This window comes from Micromonospora sp. WMMD754, from assembly GCF_049315235.1.
Classification (GTDB): Bacteria; Actinomycetota; Actinomycetes; order Mycobacteriales; family Micromonosporaceae; genus Micromonospora; species Micromonospora sediminicola.
The window spans coordinates 1,064,379-1,089,679 of sequence record NZ_CP186058.1 but is presented as its reverse complement, the minus strand read 5'-3'; the positions used below and the strand labels follow the sequence as shown (position 1 = coordinate 1,089,679).

The window sequence follows — 25,301 nt, the reverse complement described above, 5'->3', positions numbered from 1 at the left end:
CCGTCGCGTGCCCGCCCGGTGCCGGCCGTGCCGTCGGCGGCCGCGCCGGAGCACGGTCGCCCCGTCGCGGCCGTGCTCAGAACGCGCAGGCGACGACCAGTTCGGTGGTGCGGTCGGGCAGCAGGTCCAGCTTGGCGATCCGGCCGGCCGCGCGCAGGTCGTCGGCGACGGTCGTGAGCTGCTCCAACAGGGCCGCCGGTCCGAGCGCCTCGGCCAGCGGCACCTCCGCCCGCATCGACAGCTTCCGCTCCGACTTGGCCCGGCGGACCTGGCCCAGCGCGTCGGCGGCCAGCCGCAGCAGCTCCGGGTCGCCGGGCGCGGCCATCGCGCGGCCCACCTCGTACGTGGTCGGCCACGGCGCGCGGTGCACCGAGCCGTACCGCCACCAGGACCAGACCTCCTCGGTCACGAACGGCAGCACCGGCGCGAACAGGCGCAACTGCACCGACAGGGCGGTCGCCAGCGCCGCCCGGGCCGAGTCCGCCGCCGGCCCGGTGCCGTAGGCGCGCTCCTTCACCAGCTCGATGTAGTCGTCGCAGAACCGCCAGAAGAACGCCTCGGTGGCCATCAGCGCGGCGGTGTGGTCGTACCCGTCGAAGGCGGTGGTCGCGGTCGCGACCACGCCGGACAGTTCGGCGAGCATCGCGGTGTCCAGCGGTTCCGCCGCTGGCGCGCGCAACGCGTCGGCGGCGCCCAGCCCGAGCGCGAACCGGGACGCGTTGAGCAGCTTGGTGGCCAGCCGACGGCCCACCTTGACCTGGGCCGGGTCGAAGGCGAGGTCCGTGCCCGGCTTGCCGTTGGCGGCCCAGTAGCGGACCGCGTCGGAACCGTGCTGCTCCAGCAGCGCCATCGGCGTGACCACGTTCCCCTTGGACTTCGACATCTTCTTCCGGTCCGGGTCGAGGATCCAGCCGGAGAGCACCGCCGTCCCCCAGGGCAGCGCACCCTGCTCCAGGTGGGCGCGGACCACGGTGGCGAACAGCCAGGTCCTGATGATGTCGTGCCCCTGCGGGCGCAGGTCCATCGGGAAGACCCGGCCGAACAGGTCCGGATCGGTCTCCCACCCACCCACGATCTGTGGGGTCAGCGACGAGGTGGCCCAGGTGTCCAGCACGTCCGGGTCGCCGACGAAGCCGCCGGGGCGGCCGCGCTGCGCCTCCTCGTAACCGGGCGGCGGCGCGCTGGTCGGATCGATCGGCAACATCGCCTCGTCCGGTGTGAGAGGGTGGCTCCAGTCCGGCTCGCCAGCGTCGTCGAGCCGGTACCACACCGGCACCGGCACGCCGAAGAACCGCTGCCGGCTGACCAGCCAGTCACCGGTGAGGCCTCCCACCCAGTGCTCGTAGCGGTGCCGCATGTGCTCCGGCACCCAGCGCAGCTCGCGTCCGCGGGCCAGCAGCTCCTCGCGCAGGTCGGCGTCCCGGCCGCCGTTGCGCAGATACCACTGCCGGGTCGAGACGATCTCCAGCGGCCGGTCGCCGCGCTCGTAGAACTTGACCGGGTGGGTGATCGGGCGCGGCTCGCCGACCAGGTCGCCCGCGTCCGCGAGCAGCTCCACGAGCGTCCGCCGGGCGCCGTTGACGGTCTGCCCGGCCAGCGCCGCGTAGGGCTCCGCCGGCACGCCGGCCGGCGGCTCCGGCAGCAGCCGCCCGTCCCGGCCGATCACCACCCGGGTGTCCAGCCGCAGCTCCCGCCACCAGGTCACGTCCGCCAGGTCACCGAACGTGCAGACCATCGCGATGCCCGTGCCCTTGGCCGGGTCCGCCAGCGGGTGCGCGCGCACCGGCACCTCCACCCCGAACACGGGGGTACGCGCCGACGCGCCGACCAGGTCCGCGTACCGCTCGTCGTCGGGGTGGCAGACCAGCGCCACGCAGGCCGGCAGCAGCTCCGGGCGAGTGGTGTCGATCAGCACCTCGCGGCCGTCCGGGCCGGTGAACCGCAGCCGGTGGTACGCGCCCGGCCGCTCCCGGTCCTCCAGCTCCGCCTGGGCCACCGCGGTGCCGAACCCGACGTCCCAGAGCGTCGGCGCCTCGGCCTGGTAGGCCTCGCCCCGGGCCAGGTTGCGCAGGAACGCCCGCTGGCTGGCCGCCCGGGCCGCCGCGCCGATCGTGGTGTACGTCAGCGACCAGTCCACGGAGAGCCCGAGCCGCCGCCACAGCGCCTCGAAGACCTTCTCGTCCTCCACCGTGAGCAGCTCGCACAGCTCGATGAAGTTGCGCCGGGAGATCGCGGTCGGGTCCTTGCGGGCCGCGTCGTCCACCGGCGCGGCCGGCGGGCGCCAGTCCCTGTCGTACGGCAGCGCCGGGTCGGGGCGCACGCCGTAGACGTTCTGCACCCGGCGCTCGGTGGGCAGCCCGTTGTCGTCCCAGCCCATCGGGTAGAAGACCGTCCGCCCGCGCATCCGCTGGAACCGGGCCACCGTGTCGGTGTGCGTGTAGGAGAAGACGTGCCCCATGTGCAGCTCGCCCGACACGGTGGGCGGCGGGGTGTCGATGGAGTAGACGTCCGCCCGCTGCTTCGAGCGGTCGAACGCGTACGTGCCGTCGGACTGCCAGCGGCGCGCCCACGTCTCCTCGAGGCCGTCCAGGCTCGGACGGTCGGGGACGCCGGCGCGGGCCGTCCTCGTCGTGTCGGTCATCAGCCGATGGTAGGCAGCCGGGCCGGGTCGCTCCACGACATTCGGGTGGTCGGGGGACAGCGGACGGTGTCCCGGGTGTGACAGCATCTGCCCTCCACGGATGCGGGGGAGGCACCACGATGGACGGAAGCACGCGTACGCCACCGGCCGCCGCCACGGTGGCCGGCGCGGTGGCGGCGGTCGCGGTCGGGGCGTACTTCGGCACGCGCGGCCTCGCGGTCGCCCGCCAGGCCGGCTTTGCCGACCTGGTCCAGGGCTTCCCGACCGGTTCGTTGCAGCTGGACCGCACGCTCGTCGCGCTGGGCGCGGGCGCGCTGCTGGCCGTGGTCCTGGCCACCGTCGCCGTGGTCGACCGGCTGCCCGGCTGGCCGGTCGCGCTGGCCGGCCTGGCGCTTGACTACGTGGCCGGCGAGGTGGTCCTGCGGCAGGGCGCCGCCCTGGTGCCCCAGCAGCCACCCACCGCCGGGCAGGTGCTGGCCGTGCTGGTGGCCGCGACCGGGGCGGGGCTGGCGCTCGGCGGGGCGCTGTCGGCGGTGGCCCGCTCGGCGCCGGTGCGGCGTTGGCCGGTAGCCGCCGCGCTCGCCGCCGGTCTGGTGGTCGGTCCGGGCATGGAGGATCTGTTCCGCCTGGCGGCGGGCGACGGCGTCGCGAGCGGCGGCCGGGGCTGGTCGGTGCAGGTCGGGGTCAGCGTGCTGGCCGTCGTCGTCGCCGCGGTGCTTCACCACCGGGAGTCCGGCCGCCCCGCCCGCACGGCTACCGCCGGTCCCGCCGAACCCGCCGAACCCGGTGAGCCCGGCCGACGGCCCGCCGGACGGGCCCCGATCGGGGCCGTCGTGGCCACCGCCGTCGCGGCCGTGCTCACCCTGGCCGGGCTGGTGACACGCTGGTGGGTGGTCGACGTGTTCCGGCTCAGCCCGGACGGTCTGGTCGGTCCTCGCCGGGCGCAGTTCGTCGAGTCGGTGGCGTACTTCTCGCCGGTGGCCGTCGCGGTGGTCGCCGGGCTGGTCCTCCTCGGCTACGCGTGGCGCACCGGCCGGGCGACGGCCGCGCGGTGGGTGGTGCTCGGGTTCGCCACCGGGCCGCTGCTCCTGCTCGGGCTGCGGCTCGGCTTCGTCGCGGAACGGGCGCAGGCGTACCTGGTCCTGCTGGCCGGAGTGGCCGCGGTCGTGGCCGGCGCCACGCTGGCCCGGCTGCGACCGGGCCTGCTGCCCTGGGACGCGGTCGGCCTGCTCCTGGCCGCGCTGGCGGTGCCGTTCGCCGCCCCGACGGTCCAGGCTGAGCTGCCCGGCACCGGCACGCTCGTCGTGTCGTTGCCCTCGGCGCTCGGGCTCGGCCTGGCGCTCGGCTTCGGCCTGGTGCTCGTCGTCACCACCCCCGGGGCGGACGCCGACCGGGAGCCGGGTCGCACCGCGGGCGTCCTGGCGCTCGGCGCCGCTGCGATCGCGCTGTCCGCACTGGCGTTGGCGCCGACGGTGATCCGGGGCCTGGGACTCGGCCCCTCCGAGGGCGTCGCTCTGACCGTGCCGATGCTTGTCGCGGTGTCCGCCCTGGTCCTGGTGCTGCTCTTCGGCTTCGGTCGGGCGGTCGACCGGATCCGGCGCGACCTGCGGGCCGAGGCCACCACCGAGGGGCCGCGTCCCTAGAGCAGCGAGTCGCGCCACTGGCGGTGCAGCGCGGCGTACCGGCCGCCGGCGGCGGCGAGCCGGTCCGGCGCGCCGTCCTCCACGATCCGGCCGCCGTCGAGCACGAGCACCCGGTCGGCCGTCTCCACGGTGGAGAGCCGGTGGGCGATCACCAGCGCGGTGCGGTCGCGCAGGACGCTGTGCAACGCGCGCTGCACCAGGCGTTCCGTCGGCACGTCCAGCGACGAGGTGGCCTCGTCGAGGATCAGCACCCGGGGGTCGGCCAGGAACGCCCGCGCGAACGCGACGAGCTGCCGCTGCCCGGCGGAGAGCCGGCCACCCCGTCGGTGCACGTCGGTGGCGTAGCCGTCGGGCAGGGCGGCGATGAAGTCGTGCGCGCCGATGGCCCGGGCGGCGGCGACCACGGCGTCGTCGTCGGCGTCCGGCCGGCCGAACCTGATGTTCTCGGCGACGGAACCGCTGAACAGATGGGTCTCCTGGGTGACCAGCACCACCGCCCGGCGCAGCTCGGCGTCGGCCAGGTCGCGCAGGTCCACCCCGTCCAAGCGGACCGCGCCGGCCGCCGGGTCGTGGAAGCGGGCCAGCAGTTTGGCCACCGTGGACTTGCCGGCGCCGGTCGGGCCGATCAGGGCGACGGTCTGCCCGGCCGGCACGGTCAGGTCCAGGTCGCCCAGGATCGGCGCCTCCGGCCGGTAGCCGAAGGAGACCGCCTCGAAGACCACGCCGCCGCGCGGCGGGCCGGCGGGCAGCGGCACCGGGCGCGCCGGTTCGGCCACCGCCGGCCGTTCGTCCAGCACGCCGGCCAGCTTCTCCAACGCGGCGGTCGCCGACTGGAGCGCGTTGTAGAACTGGCTCAGCTCCTCCATCGGCTCGAAGAACCGCCGCAGGTAGAGCAGGAACGCGGCGAGCACGCCGACCTCGGTCCGGCCGCCCAGCACCCGCCAGCCGCCGTACCCGAGCACCACCGCGGCGGTGAGGTTGCCGATCAGCCGGATGCCCGGCGAGTAGACCGCGATCAGCCGGAACGCGCGCAGGCTCGCCCGCCGGTAGTCGTCGTTGACGGCGGCGAAGATGCGCTGGTTGCGCGGCTCCCGGCGGAACGCCTGCACCGCCCGGATCCCGCGCAGCGACTCGACGAAGTGCACGATGACCAGCGCCACCGCCTCCCGGGTGCGCCGGTACGCCCCGGCTGAGGCGCGGGCGAACCAGCGGGACAGCCAGAACAGGAACGGGAAGGCGAGCAGGGTGACCGCGGCCAGCGGAAGGTCCAGCCAGAGCAGGATGCCCGCCACCGACAGCACCGACAGCACCGCCATGACCAGCTTGTCGATGCCGCCGTCGACCAGCTCGCCGATCGACTCCAGGTCGCTGGTCAGCCGGGACACCATCCGGCCGGAGGTGTAGCGCTCGTGGAAACCGACGTCGAGGCGGAGGAAGTGCGCGTACACCCGGCGGCGGAGGTCGAGCAGGACGGCCTGGCCGATCCGGGCGGCCAGGGCGAGGAACGCGCGCCGGGTCGCGTACTCGGTGACCGTGGCGACGACGAACGCGGCGGCCACCGCGACCAGCGGCCCGGCGTCGCCGGCCCGCAGCGGCCCGATGCCCCGGTCGATGCCGAGCATGACCAGGTACGGGCCGGCCATCGCGGCCGCGTTCTGCGCCAGCAGCAGCGACACGGCCAGCCCGAGCCGGCGCCGGTGCGGGCGGAGCAGGTGACGCAGCAGGAGCCGGCTGCGGGCGCGGAGACGGGTCACCGCCGCCGGGGACGAGTCCTCGGCCCGGCTGCGGTCGGCGTCCGGGTCGGTGGCCCGGCCCCGCCACCGCGACAGGTCGGCGTCCGGATCGACGCGGACGCCGTTCGTCGTGCCGCCCCGGGGCCGGGGGACCCGCGGGACGCGGCCGGTCACGACCGCACCAGGCCGACGCCGGGTCGTCGATCCGGCTCCGCGGAGAGCACCGCCCGGTAGGCCGGCACCCGGGCCAGCAGCTCGGAGTGGGTGCCGACGGCGACGATCCGGCCGGCCTCCAGCAGCGCCACCCGGTCGGCCAACGCCACCGTGGACGGCCGGTGCACCACCAGCAACGCCGTGGTGTCCCGCAGCACCCGACGCAGTGCCGCCTCGACCAGCGCCTCGGTGTGCACGTCGAGCGCGGACAGCGGGTCGTCGAGGACCAGCAGGGCGGGCCGGCCGAGCACCGCCCGGGCGAGCGCCAGCCGTTGCCGCTGCCCGCCGGAGAGCGACAGGCCCTGCTCGCCGACCCGGGTGGCCAGCCCCCACGGCAGCTCGTACGCGAACTCCGCCTGGGCCAGCGCCAGCGCGGCCCGAACCTCCTCCTCACCGGCGTCGGGCCGGCCCAGTGTCAGGTTCTCCCAGACCGACATGGAGAACAGGGTCGGCTCCTCGAAGGCCACCCCGACCAGCCGGCGCAGCGCGCCGAGTCGCAGGTCGCGCAGGTCGTGCCCGTCGAGGGTGATCCGGCCGTCGGTCACCTCGTGCAGGCGGGGGACCAGCGACAGCAGGGTGCTCTTGCCGCAGCCGGTCGCGCCGACCAGCGCGAGCGTCTCGCCCGGCTCGACGGTCAGGTCCAGCTCGTGCAGCACCGGCCCGGACGCGCCCGGGTAGCGGAAGCCCACCCGTTCGAAGCGGAGCCGGCCGCGCACCTCGGCCCGGTCCAGCGCCCGGGCGTGCGGCCGGTCCACGATGGTCGGCGGGGTGTCGAGGACCTCCTGGATCCGGTCGGCGGCGGTGGCGGCCTCCTGCCCGTTGGCGATGATCCAGCCCAGCGACTGCACCGGCCAGATCAGCATGAGCTGGAGGCTGACGAAGGCGACCAGCTCACCGATGGTGAGCGCGCCGTCGGCGACGGCGGCGGCGCCGGCCACCAGGACCGCGCCCAGCGTCAGGTTGGGCACCAGGTCGAACAACGCGGAGGTGCGGGCCAGCAGGCGGGCCTTGCGGATGCCGGTGTCGTGCAGTCGGCGGGCGCCGACGGCGAAGCGCGCGGCCAGCTCCGGCCCCCGCCCGTACGCCCGCATGGTGCGCAGCCCCTGCGCGGTCTCCTCGACCAGGGTGGCCACGTCGCCCTGCTGGTCCTGCATCCGCCGGGACGCGGCGTGGTAGTGCCGGGCGAACCGGCGGCTGATCAGGAACAACGGGACGGCGCTGGCCGCGACCAGCAGCCCCAGCCAGGGGTGCAGCCGGATCAGCAGCACCACCACGGCGGCGTAGGTGATCAGGTTGAGCAGCAGGAAGAGCAGGCCGAAGGAGAGGAACCGGCGGATCACCGAGAGGTCGCTGGTGATCCGGGAGAGCAGCTGGCCGGACTGCCAGCGGTCGTGGAAGCTGGTCGGCAGCCGTTGCAGGTGCGCGTAGATGTCGGCCCGGATGGCCGCCTCCATGCCCACCGAGGAGGACGACTGGGTCCACCGCCGGATGAAGATCAGCACCGCTTCGGCGAGCCCGAGCAGCAACGCGAGGCCGCCCAGGCGGAGCAGCCCGGCCTCGTCGTGCCGGGCCACCGGCCCGTCGACCACGCGCTGCACCACCAGCGGGACGGCCAGGCTCGCCGCCGTCGCGGCCAACGCCGCGACCAGCAGCCAGGCGAACTCCGGCGCATATGGGCGCAGGTAGGGCCGCAGCCGCCAGAGGTTGCGCAGCGGCTGGGACCGGGCGTCGGGATGCGCCGCGGGGCTGCCGTCGCTGGGCGCGGGCACTACCCGACGGTAGCGGCCGGGGGCGACGGTTCGGCTGTCAGCTAGCCGTCACCCGTCCCTCATGCCCGAGAAGCCACTTCTTCACGTCGAGCCCCCACCGGTAGCCGCCGAGCGTGCCGTCGGTGCGCAACACCCGGTGGCAGGGCACGAAGAGCGCTGCGGCGTTGCGCGCGCAGGCCGCCGCGGCGGCCCGGACGGCGGCCGGTCGCCCGGCCAGCGCGGCGAAGCCGGTGTAGGTCACCGGGTCGCCCGGTTTCACGTCGCGCAGCACGCGCCAGGCGTGCGTCAGGAAGAGGCCGTCGGTGTGCTGCTCCACCGGGATCGCATCGATCGCGGTGAGGTCACCGTCGAGGTAGGCGCGCACGGCGGCGGTCACCGGGCCGAGGTCGCCCCGCTCCCGCAGGTCACCGCGCAGGCTCGGATGCGTCAACGGCACCAGGGCCGCCGGGTCGGCGGTGAAGCCGGCCGCGCGTACCGACCCGTCGGGGCCGGCGAGCACGCTCAGCGGGCCGGCGGGGGTGTCGATGACGGTGCTGTCCACAGTGCTCATGCCGCTCTCCAGAGTCGGATCGTCGCGTACGACCGCCAGGGGCGCCAGCGGTCGGCGTAGGCGTGCAGGGTCTTCGGGTCGTCGGGCAGGCCGAGCGCGGCCGCGCCCCGGCGGACGCCCAGGTCGGTGGCGAGCACGACGTCGGGGTCGCCGAGCGCCCGCATGGCCAGGTAGCCGGCCGTCCAGGGCCCGACACCGGGCACCGCGGCAAGCTGCCGCGACGCCTCCTCGCGGTCGCCTCCGGGCTCCAGGTCCAGCTCGCCGTCGGCGACGGCCCGGGCCAGCGCCCGGATCGTCTCCCGTCGGGCCCCGGGCATCCGGAACGCCGTGTCCGGCGCGGCCAGCACCTCGGCCGGGGTCGGAAAGGCCCGCAGGCCGCCCGTCGGTTCCTCGGCCACGGCCGGGCCGGCGGGCGGGACGGCGGCGAGGAGGCGGGTGAGGGTGGTGCGGGCGGACCGGAGCGAGACCTGCTGGGTGGTGACGGCGCGCACGGCCAGCTCGAAGCCGTCGACCGCGTGCGGGAGCCGGACGCCGGGCTCGGCGGCGACCGCCGGGGCCAGGGCCGGGTCCTCGGCCAGGGTGGCGTCCACCGCGACCGGGTCCGCGTCCAGGTCGAGCAGGCGTCGGCAGCGGGCCACCGCGGGCGCCAGGTCCCGCATGTCGGCCAGCCGCAGCGTGGCGGCCACGTGGCCGGCGGCCGGGGCCAGCGTCACCGTGGCGGAGCCGTGCGGCAGCCGCAGCGCGCGGTGGTAGGCGCCGTCCCGGACCTCCTCGACGCCGGGCAGCGCGCGCAGCGCGAGGAAGTCGAGCAGCGCGCCGGCGTGCAGGGGTGGCCGGTGGGCCAGCCGCAGCGTGACGGTGCCCGCCCCGCCGGCCGCCCGCCGGCCGCTCCGGCCGGCCCGCAGCTCGGACGGGGTGACGCCGTACACCTCGCGGACCGTGTCGTTGAACTGCCGGACGCTGCCGAACCCGGCGGCGAACGCCACCTCGGCGAGGCCGAGGCCGGTGGTCTCGACGAGGATCCGCGCGGTCTGCGCGCGTTGCGCCCGGGCCAGCGCCAGCGGACCGGCACCCAGCTCGGCCCGGAGCATCCGGTGCAGGTGCCGCTCGGTGTAGCCCAGCCGGGTGGCCAGCCCGGGCACCCCGTCGCGGTCGACCACGCCGTCGGCGATCAGCCGCATCGCCCGGCCGACCACGTCGGCCCGGACGTCCCACTGGGGGGAACCGGGGGCCGCGTCGGGCCGGCACCGGCGGCAGGCCCGCAGGCCGGCGCCCTGTGCCGCGGCGGCGGACGGGAAGAACCGGACGTTCTGCCGCTTCGGGGTCATCGCCGGGCAGGACGGCCGGCAGTAGATCCCTGTCGAGGTCACACCGGTGTAGAACCAGCCGTCGAACCGCGGGTCGCGGCTGTCGACGGCCCGGTAGCACCGCTCGAAGTCCAACTCCATGCCACTGATCCTGCCTCGCAGGTCCGACGCTCGGCTGGCGGGTTTCGGACGTGAGTGCCGGCGGTCGCGCCAGCTCGGCGAGGTGGCGGGGTCCTCGCTTCCCGGATGCCGCCACCCCGGCGGGGTGGTGTGGATCTTGGCGATCGACGCGAGAAACTGTCGTAAGTGGTCGGTACGGTCCTCGCCACCAACTCAAGAAAAGGTGCGGGGCATGGCGAGCGTGGCCGGGCGGGGTGTCCGCTGATGCGATCGGGGCGAGCACGGCTGGACGCCGCGGTGGTGCAGGGCTTCTACGACCGGATGCGGGCGGTGGCGCCGGCCGCCTACGGCGCGATCGAACGGGACCGCGCCGACGACCCGGGGCGGCCGTTCGCCGACACCGCCTGCGGTCGGCTGGCCGGCTCGCTCGACCCGGCCGGGCTGCGCGCGCTCGGCATGTGGGCGCACCACTGGTGCATGCGCTTCTACGACGACGACACCCGGGTCGGCCTGCGTCTGGTCCGGGAGATCGCGGCCCGGCCGGGCCTCGGCTGGTCCGCCGACGAGGTGCGCTGGCTGCTCGACCGGTCGCACGCGGCCGGGCCCGCCGCCGCGCACCGTTTCACGCTGCCGTTCGCCGCGGCGGCGGAGCTGCCGCCGGGCGCCCTGCCCGAGGGGGTGGCGACCGACGACTGGCGCCGGTTGCTGGCCGGCTGACGGTGCCGCCGGCCGACGCCGGCGCGCCCCGGGAGCTGACCGAGCACCATGGCGGCGACCGCCACCGCGAACCCGGCGAGCTGGGCCGGGCCGAGTGTCTCCCCGAGCACCAGCCAGCCGAGCGTCGCGGCGGTCAGCGGGCTCAGCGCGCCGAGCACCGACACCCGGGTGGCCGGCAAGCGCGCGGCTCCCCGGAACCACAACGCGTAGGCCAGCGCGGTGCCGACCAGTCCGAGCCAGGCGTACCCGAGCAGGGCCGGGCCGTCCGGCGCGGGCGGCGCGCCTTCCGCGACGGCGGCGACCGGCAGGATCAGCAGGCCGCCGGCGACGAGCTGCCAGCTGGTCACCGCGAGCGTGCCCACCCCGGACGGCCGGCCCCAGCGGCGGGTGAGCACCAGCCCCGCCGCCATGGCGGCGGTGCCGGCCAGGCCGGCGGCGAGGCCGAGCGGGTCGAGGCCGGCGTCCGGCCGGAGCACCACGAGTCCCACGCCGGCCGGGGCGGCGACCGCCGCGAGCAGCGCCGGTCGGCCGGGTCGGTCCCGGAGCAGGGCGACGGTGAGCGCGACGACCAGCAGCGGTTGCACGGCCCCGAGCACGGCCGCGGTGCCGCCGGGCAGCCGGTACGCGGCCACGAAGAGCAGCGGGAAGAACGCCCCGATGTTGAGCGCGCCGAGCAGGGCTGCCCGGCCCCACCACACGCCGTGCGGCCGTCGGCGGGTGAGCGCCAGCAGGAGCAGGCCGGCCGGCAGGGCGCGGACGGCGCCGGACCACAGCGGCCGGTCGGCGGGCAGCAGCTCGGCGGTGACCAGGTAGGTGGTGCCCCAGGTGATCGGCGCCAGGGCGGTGAGCGCGACGTCGCTGCGCCGGTGGGTCATGGGAACTCCTTACCCCGCCACTAATTTGCTTAGCCCTAAGATAGTTAGGGTCGAGTAAAAGGGGAAGTGCGAGGTGCGGCACAATCGGCAACCGTGGCAACGGACGAGGTGGACCTGATCGTCGAGCAGTGGCGCCGGGAACGCGCCGGCATGCGCCCCGAGCCGATGGCCGTCTTCGGTCGCATCTACCGGCTCGCCCGGCTGGTCGGCGACCGCCAGGAGAAGGTGTACGCCGGCTGGGGCATCGGCCGCGGCGAGTTCGACGTGCTCGCCGCGCTGCGCCGCTCCGGACCGCCCTACACCCTGGCGCCGAAGGCGCTCGCCGGCTCGCTGATGCTGACCTCCGGCGGGATGACCGGCCGGCTCGACCGACTGGAACGGGCCGGGCTGGTCCGGCGCGCGCCCGACCCGGCGGACCGGCGGGCCCTGCGGGTCAGCCTCACCGAAACCGGCCGCCGGGTGGTCGAGGAGGCGGCCGAGGCCGGGCTGGAGGTGCAGCGGCGGATCCTCGACACGCTGCCCCCCGCCGACCGGGAGCGGCTGGCCGACCTGTTGCGTGCCCTGCTGGCCGGGGCCGAGGCGGAGCCGCCGGATCAGGCAGGATGATCTCGGACGCCAACGACCGGAAGGACGGGCATGCCTGCCACCGAACCGACCATCGTCGCCACCAGCATGGGTTTCTTCAGCCGTCGCCGCGGGCCGTGGGACGCCCGGCCGAGCCAGCTCTTCCCGCTGATGGCCGAGCTGGCCGGGGCCGGTGACGCCCCCCGGATCTGCTACCTGGGTCAGGCCGTCGGCGACCAGCCGACCGGTTACACGGTGTTCTACGGCGCGTTCGCCAACACCCCGTTCCGCCCGTCTCACCTGGCGCTCTACCCGATGCCGAACGTCGAGGACATCCGCGCCCACCTGCTCGCGCAGGACGTCGTCTGGGTGGGGGGCGGAAGCGTCGCCAACCTGTGCGCCGTGTGGCGGGTGCACGGCCTGCCGGAGATCCTGCACGAGTGCTGGCAGGCCGGTGTGGTGCTGGCCGGGGTCTCCGCCGGCTCGATCTGCTGGCACGTGGGCGGCGCCACCGACAGCTACGGACCGACCCTGCGGGCCTTCACCGAAGGGCTGGGCTGGCTCCCGTACGGCAACGGCGTGCACTACGACAGCGAGGAGCAGCGCCGGCCGCTGATGCACCGACTGGTCGCCGACGGCACGCTGCCGACCAGCCACTGCACCGACGACGGTGTCGGGCTGATCTACCGGGGCACCCGGCTGGCCGAGGCGGTGGCCGACCGTGAGGGCGTGGCGGCGTACGAGGTGAGCCGCGCCGAGGACGGCACCGCGCGGGAGACCCGGATCGAGCCGCGCCTGCTGCCCGCCGTACCGGTCTGAGCGGGCGGGCGGACCTGCCTGCCGGTCGCCGGCCGCGAGGCGCGTAAGCTGGTTCGTCGTGAGTCTCACCATCGGCATCGTCGGCCTGCCCAACGTGGGCAAGAGCACCCTGTTCAACGCGCTGACCAAGAACGACGTGCTCGCCGCGAACTACCCGTTCGCCACGATCGAGCCGAACGTCGGCGTCGTCGGGCTGCCCGACGAGCGGCTGGCCAAGCTGGCCGAGATCTTCTCCTCGCAGAAGGTGCTGCCGGCGCCGGTCTCGTTCGTCGACATCGCCGGCCTGGTGCGGGGCGCCTCGAAGGGGCAGGGCCGGGGCAACGCGTTCCTGGCCAACATCCGCGACGCCTCGGCGATCTGCCAGGTGGTGCGCGCCTTCTCCGACCCGAACGTGGTGCACGTCGACGGCAAGGTCTCCCCGGCCGACGACATCGAGACGATCAACACCGAGCTGATCCTGGCCGACCTCCAGACGCTGGAGAAGGCGCTGCCCCGGCTGGAGAAGGAGGCCAAGCTCCGCAAGGACCGGGCCGCCGCCGTCGAGGCCGCCAAGAAGGCCGCTGAGGTCCTCGACAACGGCGTCACGCTGTACGCCGGCGCCGCCGCCGCGAAGGTCGAGCTGGAGCACCTGCGTGAGCTGCACCTGCTCACCACCAAGCCGTTCCTCTACGTCTTCAACGTCGACGAGGCGGAGCTGGGCAACGCCGAGTTCCTCGACGAGCTGCGCGGGCTGGTCGCCCCGGCCGAGGCGGTCTTCATGGACGCCAAGATCGAGTCCGAGCTGGTGGACCTGCCCGAGGAGGAGGCCCGCGAGCTGCTGGAGTCGATCGGGCAGTCCGAGCCGGGCCTGAACCAGCTGGTCCGGGTGGGCTTCCGGACGCTCGGGCTCCAGACGTACCTGACCGCCGGCCCCAAGGAGGCGCGGGCCTGGACCGTCCCGGTCGGCGCGACCGCGCCGGAGGCCGCCGGGGTGATCCACAGCGACTTCCAGCGCGGCTTCATCAAGGCCGAGGTGGTCTCCTACGACGACCTGGTCGCGGCCGGATCGATGGCGGCGGCGAAGGCCGCCGGCAAGGTCCGGATCGAGGGCAAGGAGTACGTCATGCAGGACGGCGACGTGGTGGAGTTCCGCTTCAACGTGTAGCGGGTGGCGACGCTCAGCCCCTGATCGCACCCCGGGCGCGCCGGTCCTTCCGGAGCGGCGGAAGGAGCGCCAGGTCCGCGCGCATCGCGTTGATGCAAGCGTCGTACTCGGACCGGGTGTCATAGTCATACGGCGGATGGCCCTGATCGAATTCCGTGTCGCTGTCAGCCACGGGCACCTTCCATGCCTGCTGCCGATAAGGCCCCGGCTGTGAACGCGTCTTGGCGACCAGCGCATCGTAAGCCTCAGCCACGGCCGGACAATGCAGGCGAAGAAGGCCGCTGAAGTAGAACATGTTCTGGACGCGCTCCTGCGTCAACCGGCTGAGTTCTGACCTGGTGTCCGGGTCGCTGCGGGTTCGCCAGTGCACAAGGAACGGCAGATTGCGGTATTTGTGGACCGCGTCGAGGGCCTCCGCGTAGAGCTTCGCCCTCCGGTCGATGCGCTGCCCCCGCTGGGTCACCCAGTAGCCGATGGACGCCGCGAGCGCCGCGATCGTTGCGGCCAACACGGTCTGGTAACCGGACACCGCGCATGCTCCTTCATTCCCGACCGAGGCGGGAGACGCGCCCTGCGTGCCATCGAAGCAGAAAGATCTGAAGCTGAACAGGTGGAAGCGTGGCGCTGCTCAGGCGAGGCCGCCGTCGCTGCGCAGGAGTTGGCCGTTGACCCAGCCGCCGTCGGGGGAGCACAGGAACGCGACGAGGTTCGCACAGTCCTCGGGGCGTCCGAGGCGACGCAGCGGCGTGGCTTGGAGGACGGCATCCTTGATCTCTGCGGTCATCCAGCCGGTGTCGGTCGGGCCCGGATCGATGGCATTGGCGGTCACGCCGAGGTGGGCCAGTTCCTGTGCGGCGGCCAGGGTGATCCGGTCGAGAGCGCCTTTGCTGGCCCCGTAGGGAAGGTTGCCGACGGTGGCGTCACTGGTCAGGCTGACGATGCGTCCCGTGCCGTGCGGCCCCGGGAACCGGCGGGCATACTCGCGGATCAGTAGCCAGCTCGCCCGGGTGTTGACCGCGAAGTGACGGTCGAAGCTCTCGACGCTGGTGTCGAGCAGGCCCGAGTTGACGCTCTCGCAGTGCGCGAGGACGAGCGCGCTGACCGGGCCCAGCTCTCGCTCCACCGCCTCGAAGACGCGCCCAGCGGCGTGCGGATCGGTGAGGTCGGCCTCGACCGCGGCGGTTCTCGCCCCGTGCCGGGCGGCTCGGCTGCCGAGCTGCGTCCTGGCCCCGGGATCGGCTCCCCAGGTCATCCGCTCGTCGTACGGGGTCCAGGAGGTGAAGCCGACGTCCCAGCCGGTCTGCGCCAGTTTCAGCACCACCGATGCGGCGATGCCGGCGTTGCGGCCGGCGCCGGTCACCAGGGCGACGGGTCGATGTCGGTCCGTGCCGTCCGTCAAGGCCATCCGTGGTCGCACCCCCTCGACGCACCATCCTCGCCCCCCGCCCGACCGCCGTCACCGGAATTACCCGGCCACCGCGGCCGATCCGCCGATCCGCCGCCGCGTCGACCGTCGACCGTCGACCGTCGCAGGACACCCGGCCGCCGGCGATGTCGTGCAGCGCGCTCGTCCTGCCGCCTCCCCGCACGACCGGGGGCCTACGGTGGCGGTGTGCCGCGCATCGAGCTGACCACGGACGTCCACGCAGCCCCGGAAACCGTCTTCGACGCCTGCCTCGACGTCGCCAGGCACACCGAGTCCATGGGGACCAGCGGCGAACGGGCGGTCGGCGGCGTGACGACCGGCCGGTTGGGGGCCGGCGATGTCGTCACGTGGGAAGCCCGGCACTTCGGCCTCCCCTGGCGGATGACCGTTCGGATCACCGACCACCGGCGGCCGCACGGCTTCACCGACGAGCAGATCAGCGGCCCGTTCGGTCGGTGGCACCACGAGCACCACTTCACGCCGAACCCGGCCGACTCCTCGTCGACCGTCATGCGGGACATCATCGACTTCACCGCGCCGATGGGACCCGTTGGCCGGCTCGTGGCCAGCTGCATTCTGCGGCCGTACCTGCGACGCCTCGTCGCGCGCCGGAACGCCTACCTCGCGGCCACCCTGGCAAGGCTTCCTCGCCCGGCCGATGAGGTGGACACGGAAGCGCCCGGTGACGGCGGGGCACAGACGGGGCACGAAACAGTGTGAGATCTCGTCGACCAGCGGTCAGCGACGGCAGGTGTCGAGTGGCGTTTCCGCTGATGGATCGATCGTCTCGCTGAGCTCCGCCGCGCGGGTTGAACCCGGCGGGGCGAACCGCCGCGACGGGCAGGATGCCGAGGTGCGAACCGGGCGACAGCGGGTATGCCGGACGATGCGGATCGACATAGACGAGCCGGGGGCCGCCGAGCAGTTCTGGGAGGGCATGCGGGAGGTGGCTGCCAGTGCCGCCCGACACCAGGACCGTGATCTCTACCGGTCTCTCGTCAAGATCGGTCGGGCGGCGCTGGCCCAGGGCGCGGAACTCGTCCCGTCCTGTGGCCTGTTCCTTCCGTGTCCGGTCTGCGACTCCGTGCCCGGCGAACGGTGCATCAACGTTCCCGGTCAGCCGCTGCACAATGCCACCCTCCACCCCCAGCGCGTCCAGCTGGCGGAGCGGGCGCTGCGGGGAGAGGTGCCGCTGCCCTCGCCCCTCGTCTGACCGGCGGCCGCACTCGCGCTGACCGCCTGCCGCGTCGGCCCTTGGACGGGTCCACAGTGTAGAGACTCGGCCCGTCGGGGGATGGGAGGGCGAGCCCCGGGTGCACTAGCCTGCGGCGCATGCGGACCGAGCGCGGCGTACGTCGATCTCTGCTGGCCGCCCTCGTCCTCACGGTGACCAGCATCGTCGTGAACTACTCGACGTCCCAGGTGCCCGCCTTCCTGGCCGGGAACCTGTGGATCGCGTGGACGCTGACCGTCCTGTGCGTCGTCGGTTACCTGGTGCTGGAGTTCCGGCCCGCCGCCGATCCGGCGGAACTGGGACACGTCAGCCTGCGGGTGCGGCGACGTCACCTGCGTCCCGCTCTCGAACTGGACGCGATACCTGTCGCGTCCAACGTCCGGATCAGCGCGGTCGAATACGGCGAGGGCCCGCAGAAACGGGTGCTGGTCCCGGGCCGGGACCTGTGCGTCCTTCCGGCGGACTGGTCGCTGGCCGCCGCGGGGGCGAACGCGCGCAGGCTCGACCTGCACACCCTGACCGGGACGGACATCGCCCGCGCCACGCCGCTGCCCCACCGGTTCGTGGTGCGCGGCACGTGTCGCGCGGCAGCCACCGTCGTCCTGCACATCATCACGGACCTCGCCTACCTGCAAGCTGTGTCCGGGCGGCCCCCGCAGCGACGCTTCGCCGCGGTCGGCCTGCTCGACCGCGGCGGCATACTGCCCTACGTCGACGGAGTGGCCCTGCATGCCGGGCACGTCGAGGTGGCGCGGTCGACAGGTACACCGGGGCTGGTCGTCGCGGTCGAGTGCGTCGGTGGCCGGCCGGTGTCACGCACGCCCTACCTTCTCGTCGTCCGTGCCGGAATCCGCTACCCCGAGGACGTCTGGCTGTCACCGGCGACCGGTCGCCCGCTCCTGTCGGGTCCGGACCCGGAACGCGCCCGGGTGGCGTTCGAGTCGCCGCAGCCGAACGGGCTGGCGACCGACATGTTCGCTTGCGACCTCGACGGCCGACGGATGAACAACCTGACCCGCAAGAGCGTCGACAGCTACGACGGTTTCGGGGACGGCACCCAGGTGACGTGGGTGGACCAGAAGCACCTGCGGGTGTTCTCGGAGCTGGTTCCCGACCAGAGCACGCGCATCGTCCAGGACCGGGTCGAGGGGCGGAGTCGCCACGGCGACGAGGTGCGGTAGCGGTCGAGTGCGGTCAGGAGCATCACGGCCCCACGGGAGTCGTCCCGCTGATCTAGCTTGGCCTGGTGGCTTCGAAACCCGTGACGACCGTCCTGTTCGACTTCGCGTGGACCCTGTTCGCCAGAGACCCTGACCGCTGGGTCGGCAGCGCCGCGGCATCGCTCGGCCGGGAGGTGGTCGCCGGTGACGCTCAGCGCATCGCCGCGGATTTCGCTGAGTTGTTGCGGGCAACGGCTGCGGACCCCGCTCATGTTGCCCGCGACCTGGACCCGCAGGTGTGGGACCGGGCGATTCTGGCCGTCCTGCAGCAGATCCGTGGGGTGGACCTGCCGTTCGCGCGAGCCCTGCACGAAACGCACGCCGAAGCACTCGAGCCGTACGCGGACACGTCCTCCACTCTCGCCGCCCTCAGCGCCCGCGATATTCGCCTTGGCGTGGTGAGCAACACTGGCTGGGACATTCGCGAATGCTTTGCCCGGCACGGACTGGACCGCTACATCGACGCATACGTGCTTTCCTACGAGGTCGGCTTCATCAAGCCCGATGTGCAGATCTGGCGCACCGCACTCGACGCCTTGGAGGCACAGCCGGATCGGACGCTGATGGTCGGTGACCATCCCAGCGGCGACGGCGGTTCCGTGGCCGCCGGCATACCGGCCCTGGTGCTACCGATGACGAGTTCGCCGGCCCAGCCTCGCGGATTCCACCACGTGCTGACATTGGCCGGCATGTGAGATCGAAGCGGCTCCTGATTGTCAACGTTGCCCCGAGTACTACCCGGAGGGCACCGAGTTCTGTGTCGCCTGACGCCCCGGTCAGTCGATCCGCGGGCTGCGCCGTTCGATCAGCGTGACGTCCCGCCACACGCCGTGGTGCCGGCCGATCCGCTGCCGGGTGCCGACCACCCGGAACCCGCAGCGCTCGTGCAGGGCGAGGCTCGCGGTGTTCTCCGGGAACACACCGGACTGGATGGTCCAGATGCCGGCCGCCTCGGTGGAGGCCGCCAACGCGTCCAGCAGGGCCCGGCCGACGCCCCGCCCCCGCGCCCCGGGGTGCACGTAGACGGAGTGCTCGACCACGCCGGCGTAGACGCAGCGGTCCGAGACCGCCGAGCAGGCCACCCAGCCGAGCACCTGCCCGGCCGGGTCGAGCGCCACCCACCGGTGCCCGGGCAGCCGGGTGGCGGTGAACCGGGACCAGTCGGGCGGCTCGGTCTCGAACGTGGCGTGCCCCTCGGCGATGCCGAGCCGGTAGATCTCCAGCACGGCGTCGGCGTGCGTGTCGTCCATCGCGGCGACGGTGACGGTCATCGACCCCTCCTGACCCTGTGGCGGCCGAGGCCCGGCCGCGCCAGCGTAACCGGCACGACCGAGGGCCGGGAGGAAAGGTCCCGGCCCTCGGCGCGACCGCTACCGGGTCCGGTAGACCGAGATGTGCGCCCGGCTGTCTGCGTCGAACGGGGTCCGGTCCCAGTCCGCGTACCGCTCGGCGAGGCGCAGCCCGGCGCGTTCCGCCATCTCGTCGATCTGCTCCGGCCAGGCGTAGCGCATCGCGAACGGCCTGAGGTGCACACCGTCGGCGTCGAACGTGACGGTCTGCCGCACGAACGTCTGCGCCGCCCGGTCGTACCGGTGCAGTCGGATGGTGGCCGAGTCCTCGGTCACCTCCCGGACCTGGACCTGCTCGTCCCGGTCGAAGTCGGCCGGGTCGGGCACGTAGGTCTCGACCACGAACGCCCCGCCGGGGGTCAGCACCCGGGCGACGTTGCGGAAGCAGGCCGCCTGGCGCTCGGCGTCGACCAGGTTGAACAGCGTGTTGAACACCAGGAAGACCAGGCGGTACGGCCCGGCGACCGGGACGTCCGCCATGTCGCCGATGGTGACGGGCATGTGCTCGCCACCCCGCTTGGCGCGCAGCTGCGCCACCATCTCCGGGGACGCTTCGACGCCCTCCACGGCGAGGCCGCGGGCGGCCAGCGGCAGGGCCACCCGGCCGGTGCCGACGGCCAGTTCGAGCACCGGGCCGCCGTCGGCCAGCGGGGCGAGGAAGTCGACAGCGGGAGAGGGGTCGGGATTGCCCGGGCCGTCGTAGGTGGCGGCCCAGAGCCGGCCGAACAGGCCGGGATCGTCGAAGACGGACATCACGGCAGCAGACCACCCGTCGCCACCCGCGACAACCGGATTACGCGCCTCAGCCGGCCCGCAGGGCGTCGTCGACAGCGGTCTCCCGTCGGCCCAGGTGCACCGGGTCGCGGCCGGAGAGCACGTCCGCCGCGGCCTTCACGGCGGCGCCGTACTCCCGGGTGGTGCTGATCCGCCACTGGTCGGCGTACCGGCGGGCGGTGTCGTCGCCGACGCCGTTGGTGTCGATGCCGAGGCGCCGGCAGAGCGTCACCGCGCGGGGCAGGTGGAACGACTGGGTGACCACGGTGGCCTGCCGCACCCCGAAGACCCGCCGGGCCCGGGCGCACGAGTCGTAGGTGTCGAACCCGGCGTGGTCCAGCACGACCCTGTCCGCCGGCACACCGCGCTCGACCAGCCAGCGCCGCATCGCGTCCGGCTCGTCGTAGTCCCAGTTCATGTGGTCGCCGGAGACCAGCACCACCCGGACCTTGCCGGCCGCGAAGAGTTGCCGCGCGATCTCCAGCCGACCGGCCAGGAACGGCGACGGCGTCCCGTCGGGCTCGACCTTCGCGCCGAGCACCAGCGCCACCGGCGCCTCCGGCACCTCGGCGGCGGTGAACACGTGCCCCTCGGCGCCGTCGCGGATCCAGACCACGCTCGCCGCGGTCACGGCGGTCGACAGCACCGCGCCGGCGGCGCCGACCAGGAGGAGCCGGCGGATCGGGCGTACGGCCCGCCGGTCGGTGGCCCACCAGGCGCGCCACCGCGCGACTCGTCCCCCCATGGCGGCGATTGTGTCACCGTCCGATCAGGAGATGTGGTGCAGGATCACGTTGTGCACGTGGTGGCTCTTCTCCGAGCCACGGAACTCGACCTCGTAGGTGTGCGTGCCGACGTGCACGGCGATCGCGCCGGTGGAGAAGAACGAGCCGCCCCAGTGCTTGTTGCTCACCACGCTCACGCTGGTGATCTTCGAGTAGGGGATGCTGGTGATGGCGTACCGCTTGCCGACGAAGGAGCGGTCCTGGATGATCACCCGCCGGTCGGTCAGGCCGATGAAGCCGGTGCCGGTGCCGATCGCGTCGTAGACGGCGATGATCTGCTCACCGGGCAGCAGGCCGCTCTGGATCTGCTGGAACTGTTCCTTGCGGTCGTACGTCGGGCCAGACATGTCCTCGACGGTAGGGCAGACGCGCCAGCGCTCAGCGCTCGGTGACCGCCCGGACGGCGTCCTCGATGCGCGCGGCCAGCAGGACCTCACCCTCGGTGAGTGGTTCGTCGTCGCCGTGCCCCACCTTGATCTGGGTGCGGTCGGCCCGGCGGCTGATCTCGGGGCGCAGCCGCAACGCGTCGGCCACCACGGCCACCCGCTCGGTGAGCGCGGCGTGCTGGGTGTCGTCGAGGACGAGCGTGCGGCGGATCTGCTCGCCCTCCCGGGTCCATCCGGACAGCAGGGCGAGCGCGTCGCTGAGGTAGTCGTGCTTCGCCCGGCCGCTGAACAGCACGCGCATCACCGCACCTCCCAGGCGTCGTTGCCGGCTTGTGGCCAAATCGTCGCCATCCCGTGTCCCAGTCGACGCCCTCTAGTTTGTCGCCGCACAGATGGTGTGTCCACGCCCACACTTCCGTGTTCTGTTGGCCTGACGGTCGACTCAGCTACCCAAACCGCCGATTGATCTGGCACGCTGGTGGCTCGTGCGGACCGAACGGGTTACCGGGAACGGGCAGGCCGACCGGCAGGAGCCGAGGGTGGTCGTCGGGGCGGCGATCATCGTGGCCGGCCGGGTCCTCGCCTGCGAGCGTTCCGCGCCCCCCGAGGTGGCGGGGCGGTGGGAGTTCCCCGGCGGCAAGGTCGAGCCGGGGGAGACCGAGACCGAGGCGTTGGCCCGGGAGTGCGCCGAGGAACTGGGCGTCCGGGTCGCGGTCGGCGCGCGGGTGGGACGGGACGTGCGGATGGCCCACGGTCGCTCCGTCCTGCGCGTCTACGCCGCCCGTCTGCTCCACGGCGACCAGCCGGAGGCGTTGGAGCACGCCGAGCTGCGCTGGCTCTCGGCCGCCGAGTTGGACAGCGTCGCCTGGCTGCCGGCCGACGTGCCGATCGTGCCCGCGCTGCGCCCGCTGCTCGCCGCGTCCGCCTGAGACCACGAACCGGACAGCGGGTCGGAAACGAGACGGGGACCGGCGGCGTGTGCCGCTGGCCCCCGTCATCGTCGCGCTGCTCAGTGCTTCGGCTCGTCCTGCTGCGGGTGGGCGAAGTTGAGGTGCTCCGGCGGCAGCGGGAACTCCACGTCGTCGCCGAACGGCGACGGCGCGGCGGCCCGGTCGAAGGTCAACTCGGTCAGCGGCAGCTTGCCGCTGGAGTCGACGGCCGGGGCGGTCGGGTGCGGCACCTCGCGCTGCCAGTTGACACCCTGCTGGGCCTGGCGCTCGGCGCCGCTGTCGTGCGAGCCGCCGGCGTGGGAGTGCACCCCGCCGTGTGCCGCGCCGGCGGTCACCGCACCGCTGACATGCCCGCTGGTCGCGCTGGTCTGAGGCACCTGACCCCTCCGGAAGATCTTGTTACCGAGCCACACAAGGGGATCGTACCTGCGGTCGACGACGCGTTCCTTCATGGGGATGATCCCGTTGTCGGTGATCTTGATGTGCTCGGGGCAGACCTCGGTGCAGCACTTGGTGATGTTGCAGAAACCGAGCCCCATCTCGGACTGCGCGTACTCCTTGCGGTCGGTCTTCGCGTCCAGCGGGTGCATGTCCAGCTCGGCGGCGCGGATGAAGAACCGGGGGCCGGAGAACGCCTGCTTGTTCTCGTCGTGGTCGCGGATCACGTGGCAGACGTTCTGGCACAGGAAGCACTCGATGCACTTGCGGAACTCCTGCGAGCGCTCGACGTCGACCTGCTGCATCCGGTATTCACCGGGCGCCACGTCGGCCGGCGGCGCGAACGCGGGCGTCTCCCGGGCCTTCTCGTAGTTGAACGAGACGTCCGTGACCAGGTCCCGGATCACCGGGAACGTGCGCAGCGGGGTGACCGTGACGGTCTCGGTCTCCTCGAACGTCGACATCCGCGTCATGCAGCCCAGCCGCGGCTTGCCGTTGATCTCCATCGAGCAGGAGCCGCACTTGCCGGCCTTGCAGTTCCACCGGCACGCCAGGTCCGGCGCCTCGGTGGCCTGGAGCCGGTGGATCACGTCGAGGACGACCTCGCCCTCGTTGACCTCGACCGAGTAGTCCTTCAGGTCGCCGCCGGTCTCGTCGCCCCGCCAGATGCGGAACTGGCGTTTCGCGGCCGGCTTGCCGGTCGCCTGCTGCGGATCGGTTCCCATTCCTCAGCGCTCCTGTTCGGTGAGGGCGTCGAACTCGGCGAGTTCCTCGTCGGTCAGGTACTTGGACAGCTCCGCCCGATCGAACAGCCCGATCAGCTCCGGCCGCATCTTCGGCAGCGGCTTGTGGGTCAGCCGGACCGTGTCCCCGTCCAACGAGCAGACCAGGTTGACCCGCCGCCACTTCGGGTCCATCGCCGGGTAGTCCTCCCGGGTGTGCCCGCCGCGCGACTCCTGCCGCTCCAGCGCCGCCTTCGCGGTGCACTCCGAGACCACGAGCATGTTGCGCAGGTCGAGCGCCAGGTGCCAGCCCGGGTTGTAGCGCCGGCCGCCGACCGCGCTCACCTTCGCCACCCGCTCCCGCAGCTCGGTCAGCCGGCCCAGCGCGTCGGCCAGCTCGCCCTCCCGCCGGATGATGCCGACCAGGTCGCCCATGACCACCTGGAGGTCCTGCTGGAGCTGGTACGGGCTCTCGCCGGTGTCCCGCTGCAACGGCGCCAGGGCCGTCTCCACCGCGGCCTCCACCGCCGCCACCGACACCGCCGGGCGCGCGGTGAGCTGGTCGGTGTACGTGGCCGCGTGGCCGCCCGCCCGCTTGCCGAAGACCAGCAGGTCGGACAGGGAGTTGCCGCCCAGCCGGTTGGAGCCGTGCATCCCGCCGGAGACCTCGCCGGCGGCGAAGAGCCCGCGTACGGTGCCCGCCGCCGCGCCGGAGTCGGGGTCCACCTCGACGCCGCCCATCACGTAGTGGCAGGTCGGGCCGACCTCCATCGGCTCCTTGGTGATGTCGACGTCGGCCAGCTCCTTGAACTGGTGGTACATCGAGGGCAGCCGGCGACGGATCTCCTCCGCCGACTTGCGCGAGGCGATGTCCAGGTAGACACCGCCGGCGGGCGTACCCCGACCGGCCTTGACCTCGCTGTTGATCGCGCGGGCGACCTCGTCGCGGGGCAGCAGCTCCGGCGGACGCCGGTTGTTGTCCGGGTCGGTGTACCAGCGGTCCGCCTCCTCCTCCGTCTCCGCGTACTGCTTGCGGAAGACGTCGGGGACGTAGTCGAACATGAACCGCTTGCCGTCGGAGTTCTTCAGCACGCCGCCGTCGCCGCGCACCGACTCGGTGACCAGGATGCCCTTCACCGAGGGCGGCCAGACCATGCCCGTCGGGTGGAACTGGAGGAACTCCATGTTGATCAGCGTGGCGCCGGCGCGCAGCGCGAGCGCGTGACCGTCCCCGGTGTACTCCCAGGAGTTCGAGGTGACCTTGTAGGACCGGCCGACCCCGCCGGTCGCCAGCACCACGGCCGGCGCCTCGAAGAGGACGAACTCACCGGACTCGCGGTAGTAGCCGAACGCGCCTGCCACCCGGTCGCCGTCGAGCAGCAGCTCGGTGACCGTGGTCTCGGCGAACACCCGGATCCGGGCGTCGTAGCTGCCGAACTCCCGCTTGTCCTCCTGCTGGAGCGACACGATCTTCTGCTGGAGCGTGCGGATCAGCTCCAGGCCGGTCCGGTCGCCGACGTGCGCCAGTCGTGGGTACTCGTGGCCGCCGAAGTTGCGCTGCGAGATCTTGCCGTCGGAGGTGCGGTCGAAGAGCGCGCCGTACGTCTCCAGCTCCCAGATCCGCTGCGGCGACTCCTTGGCGTGCAGCTCGGCCATCCGGAAGTTGTTGAGGAACTTGCCGCCGCGCATGGTGTCCCGGAAGTGCACCTGCCAGTTGTCGCGCGAGTTCACGTTGCCCATCGCGGCCGCCGCGCCGCCCTCGGCCATCACCGTGTGCGCCTTGCCGAACAGCGACTTCGAGATGATCGCGGTCTTCTTGCCGGCCAGCCGGGCCTCGATCGCCGCGCGCAGGCCGGCGCCGCCGGCCCCGATCACGACGACGTCGTAGTGGTGTCGTTCGATTCGCGTCTCAGTCATGTCAG

Annotated in this window: 24 protein-coding genes and 1 pseudogene; 10 read left to right on the top strand and 15 right to left on the bottom strand. The window is 73.4% G+C overall.

Annotated features, from left to right (window positions below; all coding sequences use genetic code 11):
• Positions 1–76: 76 nt before the first annotated feature.
• Positions 77–2,641, bottom strand: coding sequence for a valine--tRNA ligase (gene valS / locus ACN27B_RS05095; RefSeq protein WP_422743710.1), 2,565 nt, complete (start codon positions 2,639–2,641; stop codon positions 77–79).
• 119 nt (positions 2,642–2,760) lie between these two features.
• Between valS and ACN27B_RS05090 the strand changes: the two genes are divergently transcribed.
• Positions 2,761–4,284: a hypothetical protein gene (locus ACN27B_RS05090; RefSeq protein WP_099163721.1), complete on the top strand. Its 1,524-nt coding sequence runs from the start codon at positions 2,761–2,763 to the stop codon at positions 4,282–4,284.
• On the opposite strand, the gene ACN27B_RS05085 is transcribed toward ACN27B_RS05090, so the two are convergent.
• From ACN27B_RS05085 to ACN27B_RS05070, 4 genes are read right to left on the bottom strand one after another with little or no spacing between them, the layout of a single operon-like run.
• A complete protein-coding gene (locus tag ACN27B_RS05085; RefSeq protein ID WP_099163722.1) occupies positions 4,281–6,191 on the bottom strand; it encodes an ABC transporter ATP-binding protein in 1,911 nt (636 codons plus the stop codon). The two genes, ACN27B_RS05090 and ACN27B_RS05085, sit on opposite strands and share 4 nt — an antisense overlap.
• The gene (locus ACN27B_RS05080; RefSeq protein WP_422743707.1) at positions 6,188–7,999 is read right to left on the bottom strand and encodes an ABC transporter ATP-binding protein; all 1,812 of its coding nucleotides are present in this window, start codon (positions 7,997–7,999) and stop codon (positions 6,188–6,190) included. The genes ACN27B_RS05085 and ACN27B_RS05080 overlap by 4 nt, the downstream gene beginning before the upstream one ends.
• A gap of 37 nt (positions 8,000–8,036) precedes the next feature.
• Positions 8,037–8,549, bottom strand: a complete 513-nt coding sequence (locus ACN27B_RS05075; protein WP_091570569.1) for a methylated-DNA--[protein]-cysteine S-methyltransferase — start codon at positions 8,547–8,549, stop codon at positions 8,037–8,039.
• Positions 8,546–9,997, bottom strand: a complete 1,452-nt coding sequence (locus tag ACN27B_RS05070) for an AlkA N-terminal domain-containing protein (protein WP_422743705.1) — start codon at positions 9,995–9,997, stop codon at positions 8,546–8,548. The genes ACN27B_RS05075 and ACN27B_RS05070 overlap by 4 nt, the downstream gene beginning before the upstream one ends.
• Before the next feature lie 243 nt (positions 9,998–10,240).
• Between ACN27B_RS05070 and ACN27B_RS05065 the strand changes: the two genes are divergently transcribed.
• Positions 10,241–10,693 (top strand): hypothetical protein, encoded by a 453-nt coding sequence (locus ACN27B_RS05065; RefSeq protein ID WP_245666138.1) that lies wholly within the window; start codon positions 10,241–10,243, stop codon positions 10,691–10,693.
• Between the two features lie 53 nt (positions 10,694–10,746).
• Here the strand turns inward: ACN27B_RS05065 and ACN27B_RS05060 are convergent.
• Positions 10,747–11,568 (bottom strand): annotated as a pseudogene (locus tag ACN27B_RS05060) (EamA family transporter); the annotation flags it as partial.
• A gap of 93 nt (positions 11,569–11,661) precedes the next feature.
• Between ACN27B_RS05060 and ACN27B_RS05055 the strand changes: the two are divergent.
• The 3 genes from ACN27B_RS05055 to ychF are packed head-to-tail and all read left to right on the top strand — an operon-like array spanning position 11,662 to position 14,095.
• Entirely contained in the window at positions 11,662–12,174 is a 513-nt protein-coding gene (locus ACN27B_RS05055; RefSeq protein ID WP_355519588.1) for a MarR family winged helix-turn-helix transcriptional regulator, read from the top strand.
• Positions 12,175–12,204: 30 nt separating this feature from the next.
• The gene (locus ACN27B_RS05050) at positions 12,205–12,951 is read left to right on the top strand and encodes a peptidase E (protein WP_099163727.1); all 747 of its coding nucleotides are present in this window, start codon (positions 12,205–12,207) and stop codon (positions 12,949–12,951) included.
• 58 nt (positions 12,952–13,009) lie between these two features.
• Positions 13,010–14,095, top strand: a complete 1,086-nt coding sequence (gene ychF / locus ACN27B_RS05045) for a redox-regulated ATPase YchF (protein WP_099163728.1) — start codon at positions 13,010–13,012, stop codon at positions 14,093–14,095.
• Positions 14,096–14,108: 13 nt separating this feature from the next.
• On the opposite strand, the gene ACN27B_RS05040 is transcribed toward ychF, so the two are convergent.
• Positions 14,109–14,624, bottom strand: a complete 516-nt coding sequence (locus tag ACN27B_RS05040; RefSeq protein WP_422743701.1) for a hypothetical protein — start codon at positions 14,622–14,624, stop codon at positions 14,109–14,111.
• Positions 14,625–14,723: 99 nt separating this feature from the next.
• The gene (locus ACN27B_RS05035) at positions 14,724–15,500 is read right to left on the bottom strand and encodes an SDR family oxidoreductase (RefSeq protein ID WP_357960348.1); all 777 of its coding nucleotides are present in this window, start codon (positions 15,498–15,500) and stop codon (positions 14,724–14,726) included.
• Positions 15,501–15,707: 207 nt separating this feature from the next.
• Here ACN27B_RS05035 and ACN27B_RS05030 point away from each other — a divergent pair, with 207 nt between their 5' ends.
• The 4 genes from ACN27B_RS05030 to ACN27B_RS05015 all read left to right on the top strand — a co-directional run bounded on the left by ACN27B_RS05030 (position 15,708) and on the right by ACN27B_RS05015 (position 18,670).
• Complete coding sequence (locus ACN27B_RS05030; protein WP_216642300.1) at positions 15,708–16,241, top strand: SRPBCC family protein; 534 nt, start codon at positions 15,708–15,710, stop codon at positions 16,239–16,241.
• A 166-nt stretch (positions 16,242–16,407) separates the two neighbouring features.
• A complete protein-coding gene (locus tag ACN27B_RS05025; protein ID WP_422743699.1) occupies positions 16,408–16,734 on the top strand; it encodes a zinc finger domain-containing protein in 327 nt (108 codons plus the stop codon).
• Between the two features lie 119 nt (positions 16,735–16,853).
• The gene (locus ACN27B_RS05020; RefSeq protein WP_099163732.1) at positions 16,854–17,936 is read left to right on the top strand and encodes a hypothetical protein; all 1,083 of its coding nucleotides are present in this window, start codon (positions 16,854–16,856) and stop codon (positions 17,934–17,936) included.
• Positions 17,937–18,001: 65 nt separating this feature from the next.
• Positions 18,002–18,670: an HAD family hydrolase gene (locus ACN27B_RS05015; protein ID WP_253866167.1), complete on the top strand. Its 669-nt coding sequence runs from the start codon at positions 18,002–18,004 to the stop codon at positions 18,668–18,670.
• 81 nt (positions 18,671–18,751) lie between these two features.
• Here ACN27B_RS05015 and ACN27B_RS05010 read toward each other — a convergent pair whose 3' ends face one another.
• The 5 genes from ACN27B_RS05010 to ACN27B_RS04990 all read right to left on the bottom strand — a co-directional run bounded on the left by ACN27B_RS05010 (position 18,752) and on the right by ACN27B_RS04990 (position 21,570).
• Positions 18,752–19,246, bottom strand: coding sequence for a GNAT family N-acetyltransferase (locus tag ACN27B_RS05010; RefSeq protein WP_099163734.1), 495 nt, complete (start codon positions 19,244–19,246; stop codon positions 18,752–18,754).
• Positions 19,247–19,345: 99 nt separating this feature from the next.
• Positions 19,346–20,077, bottom strand: coding sequence for a class I SAM-dependent methyltransferase (locus ACN27B_RS05005; protein WP_422743696.1), 732 nt, complete (start codon positions 20,075–20,077; stop codon positions 19,346–19,348).
• 49 nt (positions 20,078–20,126) lie between these two features.
• Complete coding sequence (locus ACN27B_RS05000) at positions 20,127–20,843, bottom strand: SanA/YdcF family protein (RefSeq protein ID WP_422743694.1); 717 nt, start codon at positions 20,841–20,843, stop codon at positions 20,127–20,129.
• A 24-nt stretch (positions 20,844–20,867) separates the two neighbouring features.
• Complete coding sequence (locus ACN27B_RS04995) at positions 20,868–21,230, bottom strand: PH domain-containing protein (protein ID WP_091570616.1); 363 nt, start codon at positions 21,228–21,230, stop codon at positions 20,868–20,870.
• Between the two features lie 31 nt (positions 21,231–21,261).
• The gene (locus ACN27B_RS04990) at positions 21,262–21,570 is read right to left on the bottom strand and encodes a 4a-hydroxytetrahydrobiopterin dehydratase (protein WP_091570621.1); all 309 of its coding nucleotides are present in this window, start codon (positions 21,568–21,570) and stop codon (positions 21,262–21,264) included.
• 238 nt (positions 21,571–21,808) lie between these two features.
• On the opposite strand from ACN27B_RS04990, the gene ACN27B_RS04985 reads away from it, so the two are divergent.
• Complete coding sequence (locus ACN27B_RS04985; RefSeq protein WP_099164910.1) at positions 21,809–22,198, top strand: (deoxy)nucleoside triphosphate pyrophosphohydrolase; 390 nt, start codon at positions 21,809–21,811, stop codon at positions 22,196–22,198.
• Between the two features lie 80 nt (positions 22,199–22,278).
• Here ACN27B_RS04985 and ACN27B_RS04980 read toward each other — a convergent pair whose 3' ends face one another.
• Both ACN27B_RS04980 and ACN27B_RS04975 read right to left on the bottom strand, forming a co-directional pair.
• Positions 22,279–23,382: a succinate dehydrogenase/fumarate reductase iron-sulfur subunit gene (locus ACN27B_RS04980; protein WP_422743691.1), complete on the bottom strand. Its 1,104-nt coding sequence runs from the start codon at positions 23,380–23,382 to the stop codon at positions 22,279–22,281.
• 3 nt (positions 23,383–23,385) lie between these two features.
• On the bottom strand, positions 23,386–25,296 hold the full coding sequence (locus ACN27B_RS04975; RefSeq protein WP_099163738.1) for a fumarate reductase/succinate dehydrogenase flavoprotein subunit: 1,911 nt from the start codon (positions 25,294–25,296) through the stop codon (positions 23,386–23,388).
• Positions 25,297–25,301 lie beyond the last annotated feature (5 nt).

Coding starts and splice junctions, on each gene's coding strand:
- valS (WP_422743710.1), bottom strand. CDS start 2,641: ATGACCGACACGACGAGGACGGCCCGCGCCGGCGTCCCCGACCGTCCG.
- ACN27B_RS05090 (WP_099163721.1), top strand. CDS start 2,761: ATGGACGGAAGCACGCGTACGCCACCGGCCGCCGCCACGGTGGCCGGC.
- ACN27B_RS05075 (WP_091570569.1), bottom strand. CDS start 8,549: ATGAGCACTGTGGACAGCACCGTCATCGACACCCCCGCCGGCCCGCTG.
- ACN27B_RS05070 (WP_422743705.1), bottom strand. CDS start 9,997: ATGGAGTTGGACTTCGAGCGGTGCTACCGGGCCGTCGACAGCCGCGAC.
- ACN27B_RS05065 (WP_245666138.1), top strand. CDS start 10,241: ATGCGATCGGGGCGAGCACGGCTGGACGCCGCGGTGGTGCAGGGCTTC.
- ACN27B_RS05050 (WP_099163727.1), top strand. CDS start 12,205: ATGCCTGCCACCGAACCGACCATCGTCGCCACCAGCATGGGTTTCTTC.
- ACN27B_RS05035 (WP_357960348.1), bottom strand. CDS start 15,500: ATGGCCTTGACGGACGGCACGGACCGACATCGACCCGTCGCCCTGGTG.
- ACN27B_RS05025 (WP_422743699.1), top strand. CDS start 16,408: ATGCGGATCGACATAGACGAGCCGGGGGCCGCCGAGCAGTTCTGGGAG.
- ACN27B_RS05020 (WP_099163732.1), top strand. CDS start 16,854: ATGCGGACCGAGCGCGGCGTACGTCGATCTCTGCTGGCCGCCCTCGTC.
- ACN27B_RS05010 (WP_099163734.1), bottom strand. CDS start 19,246: ATGACCGTCACCGTCGCCGCGATGGACGACACGCACGCCGACGCCGTG.
- ACN27B_RS05005 (WP_422743696.1), bottom strand. CDS start 20,077: ATGTCCGTCTTCGACGATCCCGGCCTGTTCGGCCGGCTCTGGGCCGCC.
- ACN27B_RS05000 (WP_422743694.1), bottom strand. CDS start 20,843: ATGGGGGGACGAGTCGCGCGGTGGCGCGCCTGGTGGGCCACCGACCGG.
- ACN27B_RS04995 (WP_091570616.1), bottom strand. CDS start 21,230: ATGTCTGGCCCGACGTACGACCGCAAGGAACAGTTCCAGCAGATCCAG.
- ACN27B_RS04990 (WP_091570621.1), bottom strand. CDS start 21,570: ATGCGCGTGCTGTTCAGCGGCCGGGCGAAGCACGACTACCTCAGCGAC.
- ACN27B_RS04980 (WP_422743691.1), bottom strand. CDS start 23,382: ATGGGAACCGATCCGCAGCAGGCGACCGGCAAGCCGGCCGCGAAACGC.
- ACN27B_RS04975 (WP_099163738.1), bottom strand. CDS start 25,296: ATGACTGAGACGCGAATCGAACGACACCACTACGACGTCGTCGTGATC.